The organism is Pseudomonas sp. P179, assembly GCF_000478485.2.
Lineage (GTDB): Bacteria > Pseudomonadota > Gammaproteobacteria > Pseudomonadales > Pseudomonadaceae > Pseudomonas > Pseudomonas aeruginosa.
In genome coordinates this window covers 26,080-47,199 of the sequence record NZ_KI517355.1, presented here as the reverse complement: position 1 = coordinate 47,199, position 21,120 = coordinate 26,080, and the positions used below count along the sequence as shown (strand labels likewise).

The 21,120-nt window shown below is 65.5% G+C and carries 16 protein-coding genes and 1 pseudogene; 7 read left to right on the top strand and 10 right to left on the bottom strand.

Translation table 11 applies throughout. The features are described 5' to 3' along the window. Positions 1 to 15: 15 nt before the first annotated feature. From HMPREF1224_RS40540 to HMPREF1224_RS40530, 3 genes are all read right to left on the bottom strand, one after another. A complete protein-coding gene (locus HMPREF1224_RS40540) occupies positions 16 to 975 on the bottom strand; it encodes a sugar ABC transporter substrate-binding protein (protein WP_009315593.1) in 960 nt (319 codons plus the stop codon). A 218-nt stretch (positions 976 to 1,193) separates the two neighbouring features. Then, entirely contained in the window at positions 1,194 to 2,522 is a 1,329-nt protein-coding gene (locus tag HMPREF1224_RS40535) for a sigma-54 dependent transcriptional regulator (RefSeq protein ID WP_003113486.1), read from the bottom strand. Positions 2,523 to 2,657: 135 nt separating this feature from the next. Further along, positions 2,658 to 4,145, bottom strand: coding sequence for a RimK family protein (locus HMPREF1224_RS40530; protein WP_003088294.1), 1,488 nt, complete (start codon positions 4,143 to 4,145; stop codon positions 2,658 to 2,660). A 190-nt stretch (positions 4,146 to 4,335) separates the two neighbouring features. Here HMPREF1224_RS40530 and HMPREF1224_RS40525 point away from each other — a divergent pair, with 190 nt between their 5' ends. The 5 genes from HMPREF1224_RS40525 (at position 4,336) to HMPREF1224_RS45440 (ending at position 9,875) form a co-directional block, all read left to right on the top strand. After that, on the top strand, positions 4,336 to 5,433 hold the full coding sequence (locus HMPREF1224_RS40525; RefSeq protein WP_003139794.1) for a GNAT family N-acetyltransferase/peptidase C39 family protein: 1,098 nt from the start codon (positions 4,336 to 4,338) through the stop codon (positions 5,431 to 5,433). Between the two features lie 157 nt (positions 5,434 to 5,590). Then, positions 5,591 to 5,725, top strand: coding sequence for a hypothetical protein (locus HMPREF1224_RS46025; RefSeq protein ID WP_003088290.1), 135 nt, complete (start codon positions 5,591 to 5,593; stop codon positions 5,723 to 5,725). Positions 5,726 to 6,035: 310 nt separating this feature from the next. Next, positions 6,036 to 7,931, top strand: coding sequence for a di-heme-cytochrome C peroxidase (locus HMPREF1224_RS40520; RefSeq protein WP_010794085.1), 1,896 nt, complete (start codon positions 6,036 to 6,038; stop codon positions 7,929 to 7,931). 178 nt (positions 7,932 to 8,109) lie between these two features. Continuing rightward, a complete protein-coding gene (locus HMPREF1224_RS40515; RefSeq protein WP_003117388.1) occupies positions 8,110 to 9,249 on the top strand; it encodes a catalase family protein in 1,140 nt (379 codons plus the stop codon). Positions 9,250 to 9,500: 251 nt separating this feature from the next. Then, positions 9,501 to 9,875 carry a hypothetical protein gene (locus HMPREF1224_RS45440; RefSeq protein ID WP_123822986.1) on the top strand — a complete coding sequence of 125 codons (375 nt, stop codon included), beginning with the start codon at positions 9,501 to 9,503 and terminating at the stop codon, positions 9,873 to 9,875. Positions 9,876 to 11,390: 1,515 nt separating this feature from the next. On the opposite strand, the gene HMPREF1224_RS40510 is transcribed toward HMPREF1224_RS45440, so the two are convergent. The 6 genes and pseudogenes from HMPREF1224_RS40510 to HMPREF1224_RS46255 all read right to left on the bottom strand — a co-directional run. Then, a complete protein-coding gene (locus HMPREF1224_RS40510; protein ID WP_003102356.1) occupies positions 11,391 to 11,771 on the bottom strand; it encodes a DUF4354 family protein in 381 nt (126 codons plus the stop codon). Between the two features lie 493 nt (positions 11,772 to 12,264). Then, positions 12,265 to 14,469: a xanthine dehydrogenase family protein molybdopterin-binding subunit gene (locus tag HMPREF1224_RS40505; RefSeq protein ID WP_003102357.1), complete on the bottom strand. Its 2,205-nt coding sequence runs from the start codon at positions 14,467 to 14,469 to the stop codon at positions 12,265 to 12,267. Beyond that, a complete protein-coding gene (locus HMPREF1224_RS40500; RefSeq protein WP_010794084.1) occupies positions 14,466 to 15,455 on the bottom strand; it encodes an FAD binding domain-containing protein in 990 nt (329 codons plus the stop codon). The genes HMPREF1224_RS40505 and HMPREF1224_RS40500 overlap by 4 nt, the downstream gene beginning before the upstream one ends. Next, entirely contained in the window at positions 15,452 to 15,964 is a 513-nt protein-coding gene (locus tag HMPREF1224_RS40495) for a (2Fe-2S)-binding protein (protein WP_010794083.1), read from the bottom strand. Before HMPREF1224_RS40495 ends, HMPREF1224_RS40500 begins: the two co-directional genes overlap by 4 nt. A 169-nt stretch (positions 15,965 to 16,133) precedes the next feature. Continuing rightward, a complete protein-coding gene (locus HMPREF1224_RS46260) occupies positions 16,134 to 16,649 on the bottom strand; it encodes a methyl-accepting chemotaxis protein (RefSeq protein WP_370691844.1) in 516 nt (171 codons plus the stop codon). Between the two features lie 12 nt (positions 16,650 to 16,661). Then, positions 16,662 to 17,429, bottom strand: a pseudogene (locus HMPREF1224_RS46255) (PAS domain-containing protein); the annotation flags it as partial. 371 nt (positions 17,430 to 17,800) lie between these two features. Here HMPREF1224_RS46255 and HMPREF1224_RS40485 point away from each other — a divergent pair. Both HMPREF1224_RS40485 and HMPREF1224_RS40480 read left to right on the top strand, forming a co-directional pair. Beyond that, the gene (locus tag HMPREF1224_RS40485; RefSeq protein ID WP_010794081.1) at positions 17,801 to 18,097 is read left to right on the top strand and encodes a DUF7660 family protein; all 297 of its coding nucleotides are present in this window, start codon (positions 17,801 to 17,803) and stop codon (positions 18,095 to 18,097) included. A gap of 46 nt (positions 18,098 to 18,143) precedes the next feature. Next, a complete protein-coding gene (locus HMPREF1224_RS40480; RefSeq protein ID WP_073647836.1) occupies positions 18,144 to 18,713 on the top strand; it encodes a GNAT family N-acetyltransferase in 570 nt (189 codons plus the stop codon). 61 nt (positions 18,714 to 18,774) lie between these two features. On the opposite strand, the gene metE is transcribed toward HMPREF1224_RS40480, so the two are convergent. Then, positions 18,775 to 21,075, bottom strand: coding sequence for a 5-methyltetrahydropteroyltriglutamate--homocysteine S-methyltransferase (gene metE, locus HMPREF1224_RS40475; RefSeq protein WP_003119172.1), 2,301 nt, complete (start codon positions 21,073 to 21,075; stop codon positions 18,775 to 18,777). Between the last annotated feature and the right edge of the window lie 45 nt (positions 21,076 to 21,120).

Genomic DNA, 21,120 nt, shown 5'->3' with positions numbered 1-21,120 from the left:
GCTCCATCGGACGGATCAGGGCGCGGTCACCAACTCGACAGGCGTCTCGACCACGCCGTCCTTCTCATGTTCCGGGGCTTGCCCAGCAAGCAGCTTGAGCGCGGTCTGGATACCGAACACCGCCTGCTTCGCGGCGAACTGGTCGGCAGTAGCCAGCACCCGGCCATCCTTGAGCATCGGCTTGATCGCCTGGATATTGTCGTAGCCGACCACCTTCACCTGCCCGGCGCGGCCCGCCGCGCGCACCGCCGATACCGCGCCGAGGGCCATGCTGTCGTTGCCGGCGAGCAGCGCCTTGAGGTCAGGATGCTCGTTGAGCATCGCCGAGGCCACCGCGTTGCCCTTCTCGATTTCCCAGTTGCCCGACTGCAAGGAGACGATCTTCATCCCCGCCGCGTCCATCGCATCCCTGAAGCCGGCGGTGCGCTGCTGGGCATTGGTGGTCGTGGAGACCCCTTCGATGATGCCGACCTCGTCGCCGGCCTTCAGTCGCTTCGCCAGGTACTCGCCGACCAGCCGCGCGCCCTTGCGGTTGTCGGGACCGACGAAGGGCACGCCGATCTTCTTCGCCTGCAGCACCTGCGGGTCGAAGCGGTTGTCGATGTTGACCACCACGATGCCGGCGTCCAGCGCTTTCTTCACCACCGGCACCAGCGCCTTGGAATCGGCCGGCGCGATCACCAGTGCGTCGACCCCGGAAACGATCATCTGCTCGACGATGCGGATCTGGCTGGAGGTATCGGTCTCGTCCTTGATGCCGTTGGAAACCAGTTCGAACCGGTCGGCATGCTCCTTCTGGTAGGCCTTGGCGCCGTCCTCCATGGTCAGGAAGAACTCGTTCGCCAGCGACTTCATCACCAGCGCGATCCTGGGCTTCTCGGGAGTTTCCGCGTGGACGGCGGACAGGGGCAGGAACGAGGAACAGGCAGTCAGCACAACGGCAGCCAATAGGCGCCGGGAAGCGACCCGCTTCATGGTGTATCCTCCAGCTTTTCTTATCGTTGTATTGAGGCTTTTCTAGGAGATTATCCAGACGCAAACGTTTGCGTTAGGTGAATATGCGTCGATCTGACAGATTCTGTCAATCGCCACGAGCAACTGTCGCGAACCGGTCGGGATCGGTTGGATTCTAGTTCGCTACGGCTGGGAAACGCAGGATATTTTGCCTGGCCGGCAGATCTCCCGCCGCCCACTCAGCGCAACCGGTGCTTGTGCAACAGGCGGTAGAAGGTCGGCCGCGACACCCCGAGCATCCGCGCGGCCACGCTGAGGTTGTCGCCGTAGCGGGCCAGCGCGTCGCACATCGCCTGGCGCTCGGCGCAGAGCTTGTAGACCTCCAGGCTGGACAACGGCGGGCCGTCGCCGCGCGCGCATTCCAGGCCGAGGTCCTGGGCCTCGATCTGCCGCCCCTCCGCCAGGACCAACCCGCGACGCACCCGGTTGGCCAGTTCGCGGACGTTGCCCGGCCAGGCGTGCATCGCCATCGCCGCCAGCGCGTCCTCGCTGAAGCGGCGCGGGCGGCGGCCGGTCTCCAGGCTGTAGAGCCGGGAGAAATGATTGGCCAGCAGCGGCAGGTCCTCGCTCCGTTCGCGCAACGGCGCGGTGCCGACCTGCAGGACATTGAGCCGGTAGTAGAGGTCCTCGCGGAAGGTCCCGGCGTCGATCGCCGCCTCCAGGTCGACATGGGTCGCCGCCAGCACCCGCACGTCCACCTCGACCGGCCGGTTACCGCCGACCCGCTCGATCTGCTGTTCCTGGAGAAAGCGCAACAGGTTGGCCTGCAACTCCAGCGGCAGGTCGCCGATCTCATCGAGGAACAGAGTGCCGCCGTCGGCCGCCTCGATCCGTCCGACCTTGCGCTGGTGCGCGCCGGTGAAGGCGCCCTTCTCGTGGCCGAACAGCTCGGACTGGATCAGGTGCTCGGGAATCGCCCCGCAGTTGATCGCGACGAATGGCTTGTCCACGCGCCGCGACTGCCGGTGCAGGGTACGCGCGACCAGTTCCTTGCCGGTGCCGCTCTCGCCCCGGATCAGTACCGGCGAGTCGGTCGGTGCCAGCTTCGCCAGCAGCCGGCGCAGGTCGCGTACGGCCAGGCTCTCGCCGAGCAGCTCGTGCTCGCCCTCAGCATCGCCGGGCACCGTGCCGCGCCCGCGCAGGCGGGCCATGCCGAAGGCGCGGCCGAGGGTCACCTGCACCCGCGCCATGTCGAACGGCAAGGTATGGAAGTCGAAGAACCATTCGCAGACGAAATCGCCGACGCCATTCAGCGGCAAGGTGTCCGGGCTGAGCACGGCGATCCACTCGGTGCCGCTGCGGCTGATCAGGTCCTTCACCGTCTCCGGCCGCTCCAGGTGGAACGGCCGCAGGCGCAGCAGGCCGACGTCGCAGGCGCGTTCGCGCGCCGTTTCCAGCGCGCAGCTGTCCACTGCCCAACCCGCCTCGCGAAGTCCCGGCAACAGGCGCCGGCAATCGTCGCACGGGTCCACCACCAGCAGACGGCGGAGGTTCGATGCATCTGGCATGTGTGCTCCTTTGCGGCGCCAATTCTTTGAACCGTCATAAAAACGGCATGTTGGCGCTCTGAAAGGAAAATCTAGCAATTTTTTGACGCGCGAAAGTGAATCTTTGTTTATATCGCCAATGCCGAAATCGTCTTATCAATCGTAGCCGCGACGCTTGACTTCCAGGCGCCGGACGAACTCCTCCAGGACCAGCTTGTAGAGGTCGTCGCCGAGGTAGACATCTTCCACCCCGCAGTCGATGTTCGGGTTGTCGTTCACCTCGATCACCACCACCTTGTCGCCGGCCTGCTTCAGGTCCACCCCGTAGAGGCCGTCGCCGATCAGATTGGCGGTCTTCACCGCCAGCTCCACCACCTTGCGCGGCGCCTCGTGCACGGGCATGGTGCGGAAATCGCCGCTGACCTCCTCGGCGTCCGGGCTGTGGTCGTAGATCTGCCAGTGGCCCTTGGACATGAAGTACTGGCAGGCGAAGATCGGCTTGCGGTTGAGCACGCCGATACGCCAGTCGTACTCGGTATAGAAGAACTCCTGGGCAAGGATCAGCACCGAGCGCTCGAACAGCTCGGCGCTGGCCGCCAGCAACTGCTCCTGGTCCTCCACCTTGATCACCCCGCGCGAGAAGCTGCCGTCGGGAATCTTCAGCACCAGCGGGAAGCCCAGGCGCTCGCCGACCTTCTCCAGTTCCTGCGGGTTCTCCTTGTAGAGAATCTCGGTGGCCGGCATGCCCAGCTTGTGGCTGCGCAGCAGGTCGGCCAGGTACACCTTGTTGGTGCAGCGCAGGATCGACACCGGGTCGTCCATCACCACCAACCCTTCGCTCTCGGCCTTCTTGGCGAAACGGTAGGTGTGATCGGCGACATTGGTGGTCTCGCGGATGAACAGCGCGTCGTACTCGGCGATCCGCGAATAGTCCTTGCGCTCGATCAGGTCGACGTCGATGCCGAGGCTGCGGCCGACCCGCACGAAGTTCTTCAGCGCCTTGGCGTCGGAGGGCGGGAACGCCTCGCCGGGGTCGTGGAGGATCGCCAGGTCGTAGCGGAACGGCTTGCGCGAACGCGGCTTGCGCCAGATCTGCCGACTGAAGCTGTCCAGGGCGTTGGCGAAGAGGTCTTCCTGGTCCTCGCGCAGCTTGTGGATGGCGCCGGGCTTGATGCCCTCGATGTGCCAGGTGCGGTTGCGCTTGAACTCCACCAGCAGCAACGGGCAGGGAAACGCCTCGAACAGCTGTCGCGCCAGGTCCTGCAGCGGCTCGATATCGGTACGGCCGAAATACAGGGTCAGGGTGAAACCATCGGTGCTGCCGTAGGGGTGCGCGGCCAGGGCCTTGTCCAGGGTGCGATCCAGATCTTCCAGGACCAGGCTGTACAGCGACTTCCTGGCCAGCTCGCTGATGGTCCGCACCGAGGGGATCACCTTGTGCCCGCGCGCCTCGGCGAGCAGCGAGCAGTAGTAGCCATGGCGCAGGTACTTGTAGTGCCGGCACAGGTTGATCACCTGGACCCGCTTGCCAGTGTCGTCGTCGATGGGCAGTTCCAGGTATTCCTGGGCGGTGACCACATCCTCGCTGGGGTAATAGGACGTCCAGTCTTCCTTGCGTTCCACGATGATGAACAGCTTGCTCACGACACCTCCCGGGGTGACAGCGAAACCACGGCGCATTCGGAACCGGCTTGCCGGCGCACGCATCCCGGCCAATACTCGGCGGGAATCCCTTGCGAAACCGCTCTATGGCGCCTGCCAGCAAACCGAAGCGTACAGCACCCATTACAGCACGCCCGCGCGGAAGTTCCCGCCCGCGGCCGTGGAGACCGCTATGAACCTGACCCTCCGCCCGGCCGGCACGGACGACCTGTCCGCCCTGGTCGAGCTGGAAAACCGCTGCTTCGACTACGATCGCCTGTCCCGCCGCAACTTCCAGTGGATGCTCACCCGCGCCCACGCCAGCCTGACGGTAGCCGAGGGCGACGGCGGCGTGCTCGGCTACGCCCTGGTGCTGTTCCACGAAGGCACCTCGCTGGCCCGCCTCTACTCCATCGCCATCGACCCGCGCGCCCGCGGCATCGGCCTCGGCCAGAAGCTGCTGGAAGCCGCCGAGCAGGCCGCGCGGGACAACGACCGCGCCTACATGCGCCTGGAAGTGCGCCCGGACAACCGTGGCGCCATCGCCCTCTACGAGCGCAACGGCTACCGTCCCTTCGCCACCGTGCGCGACTACTACGAGGACCACAGCGAAGCGCTGCGCTTCGAGAAACGCATCCGCAACCCCGGCCACGACCAGCGCCGCCACGTGCCCTTCTACCGGCAGACCACCGATTTCACCTGCGGCCCGGCCTGCCTGCTGATGGCCATGGGCGCGCTGCAACCGGAGCGCCAGTTGACCCGCCGCGAGGAACTGCGCCTGTGGCGCGAGGCGACCACCATCTACATGACCGCCGGGCACGGCGGCTGTAGCCCCCAGGGCCTGGCGCTGGCCGCCTGGCGGCGCGGCTTCCGGGTCAAGCTGGTGCTGTCCGCCAGCGGCCCGCTGTTCCTCGACGGCGTACGCAACGAAGACAAGAAGGCGGTGATGCGCCTGGTCCACGAGGACTTCTGCGAGGAACTGGACGCCTCGGGCGTCGAGCAGAAGCGCTCGGCCAGGCTCGACATCCCGCGCCAGCTGGCCAGGGGCGGCCAGCCGCTGGTGCTGATCAGCAGCTACCGCCTGACCCGCTCCAAGGCCCCGCACTGGGTGCTGGTCACCCACTACGACGAGGACTTCGTCTACCTCCACGATCCCGACGTCGACCACAGCCAGCACCGCCAGCCGCTGGACTGCCAGCACATCCCGGTAAGCCACGCCGAGTTCGACAAGATGAGCCGCTTCGGCCGCAGCAAGCTGCGCGCGGCGGTGATCCTGTTCAACCCGGAATGATCCGCATCGCCCCGCCCTGCGGCGGGGAGATGTTCTCGCCTATCAATCAATTCCATCGATAGTGGCTAGTGAGACTATCCATTTTTCATTCGCCAATGCCGATGTTTACATAGTCGCCAGATCCCCGAATAACCAGAACGGAACTGGAGACGACACCATGAGCTACTCCGCCAAATCCTTCTCGGCCCTGATCAATGCCATGCGCGCCGACGGCATCACCCGCCTGGAACAACTGGCCCGCCAGCCCTTCCGCAACGCCCAGGGCTTCTGGAGCGCGGAGGCGAAGAAATGAAAGCCCTGCTCGACCGCCGTACCGATCCCACCTGGATGCTCTACGCCGCAATCATCGCCTGGCTGGCCTTCTCCGGTCTCTGACCGGCAGGCCACCGGCGCCTCGCCCTGCCGTTCCACGACGCTCCGGCGTCCACCTTTCTCCGGTGAAATACCGAGCTTTCGTCGCCAACATCGCCAGGCGAGGCCTGCGCAAACGTTTCACCCGTTCGCTGTCAAGAAAACCTTGTCAAAAAAGCTGATAGCAGCTTGCCAATATGCCAACGCCTTGGCATAACGGTGCCCAAAAAAGGCCTACAAGGACGTTCCTGATGCGCACCGTGAAAAAGGCTCTGCTGGTTGTCGGCATGATCGTGCTGGCGGTCGTCGGGGTGGTGGTCTACTACGTCGCCAATCCCAACCTGCCCCACTACCAGGCGCCGAGCGAGGTACGCTACCTGCCGCAATGGCAGGACGAGGCCCGCCAGCGCTTCTACTACACGCCCCAGGGCACCCTGGTGAAGGGCCTGCACTACGACTGGTTCAGCGCCCTCGAACTGCCCTTCTCCGAAGAACCCTTCGCCGCCCCCGAATACCTCGCCCGCTTCGGCTTCCTCGTCGATCCGCAGCAGAAGGCCAGCGACCTCAACCCCGGCAACCTGCCGGTGGGCTTCAGCCAGCACCGCGACGAGAAGACCGGCACCCGCTACTTGGACATCACCTGCGCCGCCTGCCACACCGGCGAACTGCGCTACCAGGGCAAGTCGCTGCGCATCGACGGCGGCGCCGCCATGCACTCCATCGCCGCCACCGTGCCGACCCTGCGCGGCGGCGCCTTCGGCCAGGCGCTCGGCGCGAGCATGGTCGCCACCTACTACAACCCGTTCAAGTTCAACCGCTTCGCCAGGAAAGTCCTCGGCGAACGCTACGAACAGGACAAGTCGCAACTGCGCGCCGACTTCAAGGCCGTGCTCGACACCCTGCTGCGCACCGCCTGGAACGACACCCGCCGCCACCTCTACCCCACCGAGGAAGGCCCCGGCCGCACCGACGCCTTCGGGCGCATCGCCAACAGCGTCTTCGGCGATGCCATCGACCCGAGCAACTACCGCGTCGCCAACGCCCCGGTGAGCTATCCGCAGGTCTGGGACATCTGGAAATTCGACTGGGTGCAATGGAACGGCTCGGCCATGCAGCCGATGGCGCGCAATATCGGCGAGGCCCTCGGCGTCGGCGCGCGCCTGCAGATCTTCGACGAGCACGGCCAGCCGCTGCAGGGCGAGCAGCGCTACGCCTCCAGCGTACGCCTGCACGACCTGCACGCCCTGGAAGAAACCCTGCAACAGCTGAAACCGCCGACCTGGCCGGAAGACCTCTTCGGCCGCATCGACCTGCAACGCGCCTCCCAGGGCCGCGCCCTGTTCGAAGCCAACTGCGCCTTCTGCCATGCGCCCAAGGTGCAACCGGCGGAATACGCCGCCCCCGGACGCAATCCCGAGTGGCGCATGCACATGGTGCCGACCGAGGTGATCGGCACCGATCCGACCACCGCCGACAACATCGCCGACCACCGCTACGACCTGCGCAAGCTCGGCTGGAGCGTCGACGAACTGGCGCGGATGAACGTCCAGCTGATCGGCGCCGATCCGCAGCAACTCGACCTCTCGCAACTGTCCTCGGCCAAGGGCCTGGCCTACATCACCGCCTTCGTCGAGCAGCGCGCCTACCGGGACGCCGGCATCCCGCCGGAACAGCAGAAGACCATGAACGGCTTCGACCTGCCGATCGGCGTACAGGAACTGCGCGCCTACAAGGCCCGCCCGCTGGACGGCGTCTGGGCGACCCCGCCGTTCCTGCACAACGGCTCGGTGCCCAACCTGTTCCAACTGCTCTCCCCGGCCGCCGAACGCTCGCCGCAGTTCTACGTCGGCACCTTCGAATTCGATCCGAAATTCGTTGGATTCCGCACCGAGAAATTCCCCGGCGGCTTCCTCCTCGACACCCGCCTCACCGGCAACCGCAACAGCGGCCACGAATTCCGCGACGGCTGCCGGCAGAACGGCGTGATCGGCCGCGCCCTCAGCCCGGAAGAACGCTGGGCGCTGGTGGAATACCTGAAGGTGCTCGGCAACCCCGAATTCGAGCGCCGCCTGGTCCCGGCCCAGACCCCACCCTGGACGCCCGGCCCGAAATGCCCGGCGCCGGAGCAACGGACCGCGCAACGCTGAACCTGGGAAATGGAGAAGCGCGAGGCATGGCGCCGCCGCCCCTCTCCACCCCTAGCAGCCCCTCTCCCTTCAGGGGGGACGCCTAGCCAGAGGACGGGGAGAAGCAATCGTGGCGCACTCCCCGCCCAAGAAGAATAAAAGCCCACAGCCAACGCACACCACCAAGGACACCCACTCCATGCGCGCACTCCTCACCCACGCCTGGCTGTTCCTCGGCAAATGGCTCGGCCGCCTGCTCCTCCTGCTGCTGGCCGTCGGCCTCGGCGGCTGGGCCATCGGCAGCCTCTACTACGCCTGGAAATTCTCCGGCCCGGTGTCCGCGGAAGAGCAGATCGCCCCGGACGAAGCCCGCATCACCCAGGCGATCATCCAGGACGCCATCCGCGTAGTCGAACAGCACCGCGACAACACCCGCGTCCTGCGCGATGCCCACGCCAAGGCCCACGGCTGCGTGAAGGCCGAATTCAAGGTACGCGCCGACCTCGACCCGACCCTGCGTCGCGGCGTGTTCGCCGAAGCGGGCAAGAGCTGGAACGCCTGGGTGCGCTTCTCCAACGGCAACGCCTACCCGCAGTTCGACAGCAAGAACGACGCGCGCGGCATGGCCATCAAGCTGCTCGACGTGCCCGGCGAAAAACTCCTGCCCGGCCGCGGCCATGACGGCGAGCAGGACTTCGTCATGTTCAACCAGCCGGTGTTCTTCATCCGCGACATCGCCGAATACCGGCAGAACTTCGCCGCCCAGGCCGACGGCAAGAAAGCCCTGGCCTTCTTCCCCAACTGGAACCCCGCCAGCTGGGAACTGCGCCACCTGCTGATCGCCCTGCGCACCCTCGCCCCCGCCCCGGACAGCCCGCTGCACGCCGGCTACAACGGCATCTCGCCGTACAAGCTGGGCGAACACAACATCAAGTTCCGCGTCGTCCCCGCCCCGGAGAAGTGCCCGGCCTACGAGCTGCCGAAGCAGAACCAGGACCTGCCCAACTTCCTCCGCGCCGCCCTGTACCAGCAACTCTCCATCGACCGCGCCCCCGCCTGCTACGCCTTCCAGGTGCAGCGCCAGGACCCGGCCAAGTACATGCCCATCGAAGACACCAGCGTCGAATGGAAGGAGTCGGACGCGCCCTTCGCTACCATAGCCGACATCATTGTGCCAGCTCAGGATTTTGATAGCCGGGAACAGAACCTGTTCTGTGACAACCTTTCGTTCAACCCCTGGCACGCGCTGCCGGAGCATCGGCCGATCGGCGGGATCAACCGGTTGCGGAAGGCGGTTTACGAGGCGGTCAGTGGGTATAGGTTGGGGAGGAATGGGTGAGGGTTTAGGGGGAGGAGTGCTTGGTGTTACGTTGATCGGGAATGGCCGGAATCGGCCAGTTGCGGCCCTTCACCTTGCTGGCTTTTTAACCAAGAAGAGCAGTCCAATAGTTTAAGGAGTTCATGGGCGACCGGATTGTATTTGGCATGCGACAGAACAAAAAATGCAACGACTGCCCAAGGGATAGACAGCATGATGGCTTTTCACCCATATTCGGTCATATATATGCCGAAAAATAAGGATCAGCATATATGCTCGACCAACAAACCGCACAGGAAGTTGCACTAAAAATGGCAAGCGACGCACAGTTCTGGGCGGCACTTATTGGCTTTATTGGCGTAATAATTGGCTCTATCCTGTCAATAGCGGGAAACCTTCTATTCTATTGGTATCAAAATCGCAGAACTAACTCCCTGGACAATCTAAGAAAAAACCTGCTAAGACAAATGCTTGATAATTCCAAGTTCCCAGAAGGACGCTCACTTGAGACTCTCTCTAGAGTCACAGGTGCCGAGCCTGAAGAATGTAGGCGTCTATTAATCGAGATTGGGGCTCGAGGCTTCACACTCGCACGTGGGGGCGAGGGTTGGACATACGTTAAAAAACGCCAATGGTCAGAACAATAGACTAAGTTTCGTAAACGGGCCCGATCGTCTGCAAAGGGTCGGTAGCAGCCTCTCGTTACAGGCAGAAATCGGCCGACTACAGCCATTCACTCTCATCAGGAAATCAGTGGGAGGGCGTACGCGGCTGCCGGGTCGAAAATTCGGCACTAGGCTGTTAATCAACCATGACGCAAGGAGGCAGTTTTGACGGACTATGAGTTTGCCCAAGCCGCTCATCCGCACAGCTGGCTGCTAGTTGCGGACAACCTCTACGAGCAGTCGAAAGGACTTCTACGTCAGTTCCCAACTGGCAAAACTATGCAATGGGATGGCAATGGCACCCTCCTGTGTGAGTGGCCAAGCAGTAGCCGGTCAACCTTTCTACTTGCAGGTTTTGCGCTTGAGAACGCTATAAAAGCCTTTCTCGTGTACGAGAATCCACAGTGGGTTTCCAATGGGATATTGGCTCGTCCGCTTCGGTCTCATAGGTTAGTAGCGCTTTCGCAGCAATCTACTCTTATTCCTTGGCAAAAACGTGGTCCAATAATCCTATCTAGCTTCGAGCGTGGGTTGGAATCTTGGGCCCGTTATCCTTGCGCAATAAGTGCTGCAGAAACTGAGGTTGAGCAGAACCTTTCCCCTGCGTTATGGAAAAATTACTTGAGGCTCATGCGTGCTTACGGAAAATCGCTCATGGCGCTCCTACAGCAAGACTGGAAAGGCCCTCACGGAGTTGAGGGCCGTTTCGAGTTCAGTGGTAGTTACCTCGGGGCGCAATCCATCAAATGACTCCACGTTCGGGCTCGATGGCAAGTATGGTCGTAGTGACCACAATCGGCCGATTTCTGCCGCGGGCTAGGGGCAGCTACCGAGCCCTAGCCGCTTCTCGTGGAGGACAGCTAACGCTGGCTCATCACGCCCCCCACGAGAGCACGCTGCAATACACCGCTTGCACTGACATAAAGTCCAAGGGCGATGGCCATCATGATTGAGTGAGCAAGATCAATTCAGCGGTCTTCGATCATTCCACTTCCTTACTGACTCCCCGCTGGGCATGTCAATCTAAACGAAAAGGTAAGTCTGCTCTTGGCCGAATACAGCCCTTCCCTCCCTAAGCCATAGCCTCTCCCATACCTGAACGGCACACCTATTGCCACCCGCAGAACCACAACCTCCCCCCACTGCTAACCGCAATAGTTGCGGCTTGAGTGGTGCGGATTCGAATTTTGGAATCTGGTGTTGGCGGGTATTGTGCTGCTGGCCCTTACCCCAACCCTCTCCCCCACGCGGGAGAGGGGGCCGGGCGTGCCTTGTGGGTCGAGCGCCTCGCTCGGGCGCAGCCTGGAGCGATGTCTACCCTCCCCTAGCCCAGGGCATCTGGAAACTGGAATGCGGCCCCCAGCCCAGGCAACCAGAAGCGCCGGAAACGCGCCCTGAATGATTTCAGATTCGCGCCGAAACCTTCGAAAGCCGTTTCCTCGCACCCGAAAGCCGCCGAGGCTGCCCTGCGGCTTTCGCTGCGCAACGGCTAGTCGCCTACTTGCACCGGTCGCTCAGCCTGACCAGCGATGCGCCGTACACCGCGTCGTCTTCGGAGGCGAAGATCGCGTCGCCTTCGACGGAGGCGCCCGGCTTGAGGGTCTCGGCGGTGAGTTCCTCGTCCACGGTATCCAGCCTGAAGGACTGGCCGGCGGCGGACAGCGCCACCAGGCAGCTGTTCTTCAGGCTGATCTCGCTCTTCGCCGCATTCACCAGGCGGACCTTGAAGGCTTGGGTGCGGAAATGCTTGTCGCCGACGGATACGCTGCCCTTGTCGCCCTGGCGGGCGAAGACCATCACTGCATCCGGCGCGGCGGCGAAGCCGAGGGAAGGAGCGGCCAGCAGGCCGGCCAGGGTCAGGGCCATTGCGTTCTTCATACTGATTTCCTTTGGCAAAGACTGAACGACCCGGTGATTTTCCGTGGGTCTTTTCGCCGCGATCAAGCGCAGTGCCAAGGAATGCGGGCTGCCTCGTGTTCTGCAAGTCGGAGGGTTTCCAGCGGAACTTTTCCCGCAACCGTGCTTCCAGGCGAAAACCGCTCGCTACGCGGAACGCCGGTCTTCCAACCCACACGGTCCTCGCGCCCGCCAGGTTGCCCTCGAACGCTTGCAACCACAGGCCGGACGCTCGGCCCAGGCGATGGCCCAATGGGCGCCGGGCAGGTCCGCTTCGGCGTGGCCGCGATGCAACAAGTGCGCCTGGACCGGCATCGCGGTAGCGCTCGGCGAGGGCGCCACCGAGGCTGTCGGCGGCATGTCGTGTTCGACTCCGTTGCGGGTGGCGAGCGGGGCCTGCGATCTTCCCTTGGGGGAGAGTCCAGCCCGGCGACCCGGCAGGTGGCCGCCAAGCCGCTTGCGCAGGCTGCCGGGCTCAGCCGAGCAACTTGTCGACGGTCAGCGGGAAGTCGCGCAGGCGGCGGCCGGTGGCGTGGTACACGGCATTCGCCACTGCGGCGGCGACGCCGACGATGCCTATTTCGCCGACGCCCTTGGAGCCCAGTTCGTTAACGATATCGTCGGGTTCGTCGACGAAGATCACCTCGATATCGCCAATATCGGCGTTAACCGGGATGTGGTACTCGGCGAGGTTGTGGTTCATGCAGCGGCCCAGCGCATGGTCGACCTGGGTTTCCTCCTGCAAGGCCATGCCCAGGCCCCAGACCACCCCGCCGAGTATCTGGCTGCGAGCGGTCTTCGGGTTGATCACCCGCCCCGCCGCGACCGCGCTGACCACCCGGCTCACACGCAGGGTACCGAGGGCTTCGTCGATCCGCACCTCGACGAATACCGCCGAATGGGTCGCGGTGGCGTAGCCTTTGCGCCGCGCCGAGGGTTCAGCTTCCACCTCCACCTGCAACGCGTCTTCCGGCAGCCCTTGCAGCAGGTCGGCCAGGGCGTATCGCGTATCGCCCGCTTCCAGATGGCCACGGCATATGCGGAAGCGTTCTTCGGCGGTGCCGGCCAGCTCCGGATGGCGGGCCCTGGCATGGGCGACCAGGGCCTGGCGCAGGCGCAGGCAGGCCAGGCGGACGGCGGAACCGACCGACGAGACGGTGAACGAGCCGCCCTGCAATGGAGCCTTGGGCAACGCACTGTCGCCAAGCTGGAAGCGCACCTCTTCCGGCGCCATGCCAGCGGCGTCGGCGGCGATCTGGGTCATCACCGTGTAGGTGCCGGTGCCGATATCCGTGGTCGCGCTGGCCACCCGCAGCAGGCCGTCCGCCTCCAGCCGCGCCCTCGCGCTGGCCTTGCTCTGCATGGCCTCCCAGACGCCGCCGGCCATGCCCCAGCCGAGCAACTGGCGCCCTTCGCTCATGCTCCGTGGCCGTGGGTCGCGGGCCTGCCAACCGAAGCGCCGGGCGCCCTCCTCGTAGCAGGCCAGCAGCGCCTTGCTGGAGTACGGCTTGTCCTCGTTGCCGTTGCGCTCGGCGAAGTTGAACCGGCGCAGCGCGATGGGGTCCATGCCGAGCCGCACCGCCAGTTCGTCCATCGCGCATTCCAGCCCGATCAGCCCCAGCGCCGCGCCGGGGGCGCGCATGTCCAGCGGGGTATAGACGTCCAGCGGCACCAGACGGTAGGCCAGGGAAAGGTTCTCGCAGCGATAGAGCATGCCGCTCCACTCCACCACGTGCTCGGTGAAGTCTTCGAAGCGCGAGGTCTGCGCTGTCGCCTGGTGGCCCAGCGCAAGGAGGCGCCCCTCGGCATCGGCGCCCAGTTGCAGGCGCTGCAGGGTGCGCGGCCGGTAGCCGAAGGTGAACATCTGCTGGCGGGTCAGCACTACGCGCACCGACCGCCGCAGTTGCAGCGCCGCCATCACCGCCAGGGCCAACTGGTATTGCGGACGCAGGCCGGAGCCGAAGGCGCCGCCGACGTAGGCGGCACAGACCCTTACCTTGTCGGCGGGCAGGCCGAAGACCTTTTGCAGGTAGGCCTGGCTGTTCTGCGTCCCCTGGGTCTTGTCGTGCACCAGCAGGCTGCCGTCGGGCTGGACGATGACCGTGGACGCGTGCGGTTCCATGGGATTGTGGTGCTCGATCGGCGTGCTGTAGCTGGCCTCGACCCGAATCGGCGCGGCGCGGTAGGCGGTGTAGAAATCGCCGCGCTCGGCGGGCAGTTCGGCGGGAGCCTCATGGGCCTGGTCGAGGGCGGCCAGCAGGTCGGTCTGGTGCGGCTCGGGCTCGATATCGATGCGCAGCAGCGAGCCCGCGTAGCGGGCCAGTTCCAGGCTCCGTGCCAGGACCAGGGCAAGGGGCTGGCCGCTGTACAGGACGCGGTCGTCGAACAGCGGGCGGAAGGGTTCGCCTTCGGCGGCATCGGCGTCCTTGTAGGGCTCGTCGTCGCCCGCCATCGGCGGCCGGTTCAGGTGATGCAGTACCGCGACCACCCCGGGTACCGCCAGGGCCGCCGCACAGTCGATGCCGCGCACCCGGCCGCGGGCGACGTCGCTGCTGACCACGCTGCCGTGGAGCAGGTCGGCGGCAGGATATTCGGCGGCGTAGCGAGCCTGGCCGGTGACCTTGGCTGGCCCGTCGACGCGATCCAGGGCTTGCCCGGTGCTGTGTGGCAGGCTGCTCATTGGCCGATCCCTCCCGAGTGGGCTTCTTCCAGTGCGCGAACGATGGTGTTGCGCGCCAATCCGATCTTGAAGGCGTTGTGGGCCAGCGGCCTGGCGTCACGCAGCAGCGCTTCGGCGAAGCGGACATAGCTGTCCCGGTTCGCCGGGTGGCCCCTGAAACGTTCCTCCAGCTCTGCGACGCGCCATGGCTTGTGGGCCACGCCGCCGAGCGCCAGGCGCAGTTCGCCAATGCGCTCGCCGTCCGGTTCCAGGGCCGCCGCCACCGAGACCAGGGCGAAGGCGTAGGAGGCCCGGTCGCGCACCTTCAGGTAGTGGCAATGCCGGGCGAAGCGCGGCGCTGGCAGCTCGATGGCGGTGACCAGTTCGTCGACGGCCAGGCAGTTGTCGCGCTCGGGCGTGTCCGCCGGCAGGCGATGGAAGTCGGCGAAAGCGACCCGCCGCTCGCCAGCGCGGCCGCGCACCAGTACCTGAGCCTCCAGCGCCGCCAGCGCCACGCACAGGTCGGATGGATGTACCGCCACGCAGTGTTCGCTGGCGCCGAGGATCGCATGGTTGCGGTTCAGCCCGCTGCGCGCGGGGCATCCGCTGCCCGGCTCGCGCTTGTTGCATGGCGTGCCGGTGTCGTAGAAATACTGGCAGCGGGTACGCTGCAACAGGTTGCCGCCGGTGCTGGCCATGTTGCGCAACTGCGGCGAGGCGCCGGCGAGGATCGCCTGGGCTAGCAAGGGATAGTCCGCCTCCACAGCGGGATTCCAGGCCAGTTCGGCGTTGCTGACCAGGGCTCCGACCAGCAGGCCGCCGGTGGGCGTCCGGCGGATGTCGCGCAGCGGGAGGCCGGTGATGTCGATGAGTCGCCGGGGCCTGGCAACGTTTTCCTTCATCAGGTCGAGCAGGTTGGTGCCACCGGCGATGTAGCGCGACTCCGGACCGGCGAGGCCCAGCGCCTGCTCGATGTCGGCCGGCTTGGCATAGGCGAAGGGCGTCATGCGCGCTGCCCTCCCTGCCCGTCGCGATCGAGCAGCGGCAAGGCGTCTTCCACGGCGTCGAGGATATTGCCGTAGGCGCCGCAGCGGCACAGGTTGCCGCTCATGCCCTCGCGGATCTCTGCCCGCGAGCGCGCCCGCCCCTCGCTCGCCAGGCCAAGGGCCGAACAGATCTGTCCGGGCGTGCAGTAGCCGCACTGGAAGGCATCATGGCGGATGAACGCCTGTTGCAGGGGATGCAGGCGATCACCCTCGGCCAGACCTTCGATGGTAGTCAGTGCATCGCCGTCGCACATCACCGCCAGCGTCAGGCAGGCGTTGATCCGGCGACCGTTGCACAACACCGTGCAAGCGCCGCATTGGCCGTGGTCGCAGCCCTTCTTGCTGCCCACCAGGTCGAGCCGCTCGCGCAGCAGGTCGAGCAGCGTCAGCCACGGGGGTACTCTCAGCTCTCGGCGCTGGCCATTGATCAGCAGGCTGATCGGCAGGTCCGCCGGCTCCGGATTGGTCATGGTACAAGCCTCACGGTCGGTGCATCGGCGCGGCGGATGCCGCTTTTTCAGGTCCGACCGAACGGCTCGAAGATACGTTCAAAGTAAATGACGGCCATGGCCATGCCACAAAGGCGGGCGGATGCTCGACGCCTGCGCCGCTATCGGCCGCCGGAGGCCTGCGCCGAGGTCACTTGAACAGGCTCGACACCACCCGCGCCACGTGCTCGGCGCCCTTGCTGATCTCCTGCATGATGCCGGCCACGGTGGTGATCTGGTTGTTGTTCTCCTGGGCGCTGGACTCGATGGTCTGCATGTTGTGGTTGATCTGCTGGGTCAGCTTGACGTTCTCGGTGACCACGTTCTTGATCTCCACCGTGGCGCCGCTGGTGCGCGCCGCCAGTTGCCGCACCTCGTCGGCGACCACCGCGAAGCCGCGCCCCATGTCGCCGGCGCGAGCCGCCTCGATGGCGGCGTTGAGGGCCAGCAGGTTGGTCTGTTCGGCGACGCTCTGGATGGTGGTGACGATGTTCTCGATGTCCTTGGTCTGGTGGGTGAGCTGGGAAATCAGGCCGACGGCGGTGTTGACCATCGACAGGGTCTTGGCCGACAGGGCGACGGACTGGTCGAGGGAGTCGATGCCGCGGGTGGAAATCTGCGCGGTCTCTTCCGCGGTGGAGAACGACAGCTCGGCGGCGCGCCGCACTTCCTCGTTGCGATTGACCTGTTCGGTAACGTCGATGGCGAACTTGATGACCTTGATTATCCGCCCCGAACTGTCCTTGACCGGGTTGTAGGTGGCTTCGATATGTACCCGCTCGCCGGCGGCGGTGCGGCGCTCGAAATGCCCGCGGGAGAATTCGCCGTGCCGCAGCCGAGCCCAGAAATCCGGGTTCTCCCGATAGAACTCGTCGAAGCAGAGCATGCGGTGGTGCTGGCCCTTGAGCGACTTGAGGCTGTAGCCGAAGAGACGCAGGAAGTTCTCGTTGGCATCGAGTATCTCGCCGTCCGGGGTGAACTCGATGACCGCCATGGACTGGCGTATGGCGTCGTTGATCGCGTTGAGCAGGAGCAGTTCGGAATGGTTGCGGGTCACGTCGGCGGCGATCTTCAGCACTTCGAAGACCGCCCCTTCGGCATTCTTCACCGGGAAATAGGTGGCCTCCAGCCAGACCGGCGTACCATCGCGCCGCAGGCGCTTGAACACGCCGCGCTGGGGCGTGCCGCTGGCCAGTTCCTTCCAGAAGCGCACGTAGGCGGCGGAGGCCTGGAAGTCCTCTTCGCAGAAGATCCGATGGTGCTTGCCGACCAGCTCGTCCGCCGAGTAGCCGACCACCGCGAGGAACAGCGGGTTTGCGGACAGTATCTGGCCATCGGGAGTGAAACGGATGGTGGCGACGTTCTGCCCGATGGCCTCGAGTCGCCACGCCAGGTCTTCATCCTTGGCGGCGCTTTCCACCGCCCTGCTTTTTCTGCCGAAGAGCATCGCGCACGACTCCTTGATGGCGCCTGTCCATCGCGAGGGAGTGGAGAACCGGAGATAGCCGTCCTACCGCTAAACGCCAGTGTAGATCGGGCTCCGGCAACTTTCCTCGGTGCCCGCATCGCCGTCCGTCCCCTAGCGGGCGGGGCCCAGCGGGGCGCGCGATGCCAGGATCGCCAGGCCGGCCAGCCCGACTACCGAGACGCTCTGGTTGAGGCAGGCATTGGTACGCCCAGACAATCGCCCCGCGCCCGCGCATCAGCCAGGCTGCGAGCCATGCCAGCGCCGGTCCGCGCTATGATCGCTGCGCCCAGACTGACCGCGCTCCGACCTCGCGCCGTCGTATCCCGAAACCCACTTCCAGGAGGAAGCACATGGCAACCGATCTCTACGCGCTGGCCGAACAGGTCGAGGACGAAGCGGGTTTCCTGCACTTCCTCGCCGCGCTGGCGGCGGACTGGGAGGAAGACCGCCGCCTCGCCGCCGCCAACCCGCCGAAACCATTCGGCCCCAGCCCGCTGGGTTGGGAGAACAGCAGCATCGGTGGCTTCCTCGATGCCGCCGCGACCTGGGGCGAGGACTCCCGCGACGGCCTGGCGGGCTATTCCAGGCCGGAGAATGCCTGGCGGCGCGCGGCGCAGCTGATGCTGGCGGGCAAGTTCTATGAATGACTTCAAGTCTGCCCTGGCGCCCTTCCCGCCCGGCTACCCGAGGGTCTTGCCGGACAACCGGCGGCAGGTGCCGATATTGCATCGCGACGCGGACTTCCTCCTGCGCGCGCTGCAACCCGACGATTTCGTCCGGACCAGCCGCTACGAGAACGCCAACCGCGAGCACCTGGCGCCATGGGAGCCGCTGCGCGACCCGGGGTATTTTTCCGTGGACAACGCCCGCGCCCGCACCCTGCTACAGGTGGCGAGCATGGACGAAGGCGAGGCGCTTCTCCTGCTGTTGCTCGATCCCGACGACGGCGAGGTGCTGGGGCGCTGCAGCTACACCAATATCGTCCGCGGGGTATTCCAGGCCTGCCACCTGGGCTTTTCCCTGGCCGCTGCGGCGCAGGGCCGCGGCCTGATGGCACGAGCCCTGCGGGTAGCCAACCGGTATTGCTTCGAGCAGCTCGGCCTGCACCGGATCATGGCCAGCCACCTGCCGCGCAACGCACGCAGCGAGCGCCTGCTGGAAAGCCTCGGCTTCGAGAAGGAAGGCTACGCCCGCGCCTACCTGAAGATCGCCGGGGTCTGGGAAGACCATGTGCTACGGGCGCTGGTGGACGCTCCGCGCTGAACCGACGTGCAAATGCGCAACGGGACGCCAGGCGTCCCGTTCCGCTCACCAGGCCCGCCGGTCAACCGCGGGCGAGGTCGCCACGCAGTTCGCGGGCGGCGGCGACCATGTTCACCAGCGCCGCCTCGGTTTCCGGCCAGGCGCGGGTCTTCAGGCCGCAGTCCGGGTTGACCCAGAGCCGCTCGGCGGGTATCCGCCGGGCCGCCTTGCGCAGCAGCGCGACGATCTCTTCCCGGCTCGGCACGCGCGGCGAATGGATGTCGTAGACGCCCGGACCGATCTCGTTCGGGTAGTCGAACTGCTCGAAGGCCTCCAGCAGCTCCATGTCCGAACGCGAGGTCTCGATGGTGATCACGTCGGCGTCCATGGCGGCGATGGACTCGATCACATCGTTGAACTCGCTGTAGCACATGTGCGTATGGATCTGGGTTTCGTCGCGGACTCCGGAGGCGCACAGGCGGAAGGCCTCGGTGGCCCACTCCAGATAGTGCGGCCAGGCGTTGCGGCGCAGCGGCAGGCCTTCGCGGAAAGCCGCCTCGTCGATCTGCACGATCCTGATGCCGGCGGCCTCCAGGTCGACCACTTCGTCGCGGATCGCCAGGGCCAACTGGCGCGCCTGCACCTCGCGAGACACGTCCTCGCGCGGGAAGGACCACATCAGCATGGTCACCGGGCCGGTCAGCATGCCCTTCATCACCTTGTCGGTAAGGCTCTGGGCGTACCTGATCCACTCCACGGTCATGGCCCGCGGACGGCTCAGGTCGCCATAGATCACCGCCGGCTTCACGCAGCGCGAGCCGTAGCTCTGCACCCAGCCGAAGCGGGTGAAGACGTAGCCGTCCAGTTGCTCGGCGAAGTACTCGACCATGTCGTTGCGCTCGGCTTCGCCGTGTACCAGCACGTCCAGCCCCAGTTGTTCCTGGATCTGCACCGCATGGCGGATCTCGCTGTGCATCGCCTCGATGTACTCGGCCTCGCTCAGCTTGCCCTGCTTGAACGACTGGCGGGCCAGGCGGATCGACGAGGTCTGCGGGAAAGAGCCGATGGTAGTGGTCGGGAACGCCGGCAGGTCGAGCCCGGCACGCTGCCTGGCGATGCGTTCGGCGAACGGCGAGCGACGCTGGGCGTCGCTGGCCTTGATCGCGGCCAGGCGCGCCTGCACGGCCGGCTTGTGGATTCGCGGCGAGGAAGCGCGGCTGGCCTGGACCGCACGGCTCTCTTCCAGGGCGGCAAGCACCTCGGCGGCTTCCGGCTCAGTGGCGGCACGGGCCAGCACCGCGACTTCGCGGCACTTCTGCACGGCGAAGGCCAGCCAGCTCTTCAGCTCGGCGTCCAGCCCGTCTTCGCGTTCCAGGTCCACCGGGCTGTGCAGCAGCGAGCAGGACGGCGCGACCCACAGCCGCTCGCCCAGGCGCTCCCGGGCATGGCGCACCACCTCCAGGGCTTTCTCCAGGTCGCAGCGCCAGACGTTGCGCCCGTTGACCAGGCCCAGCGAGACGACCTTGTAGGCCGGCAGGCGGTCGAGGATGCTCGGATACTGTTCCGGCGCTCGCACCAGGTCGATGTGCAGGCCGTCCACCGGGAGGTTGGCGGCCAGGCCCAGGTTGTCTTCCAGGCCGCCGAAGTAGGTGGCGACCAGCTTCTTCAGCGGTTCGCTCTGTAGCAGGTTGTAGGCGCGCTCGAAGGCGTTCTTCCATGCCTGCGGCAGGTCGAGGACCAGGATCGGCTCGTCGATCTGCACCCACTCCACGCCCTGGCCGGCGAGGCGGCGCAAGATCTGGCCGTAGAGCGGCAGCAGGCGGTCCAGCAGATCGAGCCTGTCGAACTCGGCGCCCTTGCCCTTGCCCAGCCACAGGTAGGTCAGCGGACCGATCAGCACCGGCTTCACCTGGTGGCCGAGGGCCCTGGCCTCGTCGACCTCCTCGAACAGTTGTTCCCAGCTCAGCTGGAACTGCTGATCGGCGCTGAACTCGGGGACCAGGTAGTGATAGTTGGTGTCGAACCACTTGGTCATTTCCTGGGCATGGGCACCGCCGCAACAACTGTCGTCGCTGACGCCACGGGCCATGCCGAACAGGGTATGCAGGGTCGGCCCGGCCTCGCCGTGCGCCCGGAAGCGCTCGGGGATCACGCCGAAGGTCAGCGAATGGGTCAGCACCTGGTCATACCAGGCGAAATCGCCGACCGGCAGCAACTGGATGCCGGCATCCTTCTGTACCTGCCAGTGGGCAGCGCGCAGCTGCCGACCGACGGCCCGCAGGCCGGCCTCGTCCAGCTCGCCCTTCCAGAACGCTTCCTGGGCTTTTTTCAGTTCGCGATCGCGTCCGATGCGTGGGAAGCCGAGAGTGTGGGCCAGGGCCATGGGTGTTCCTCCAGTCGAAAGGTCGATGGAGGAATTCTCGTGAGG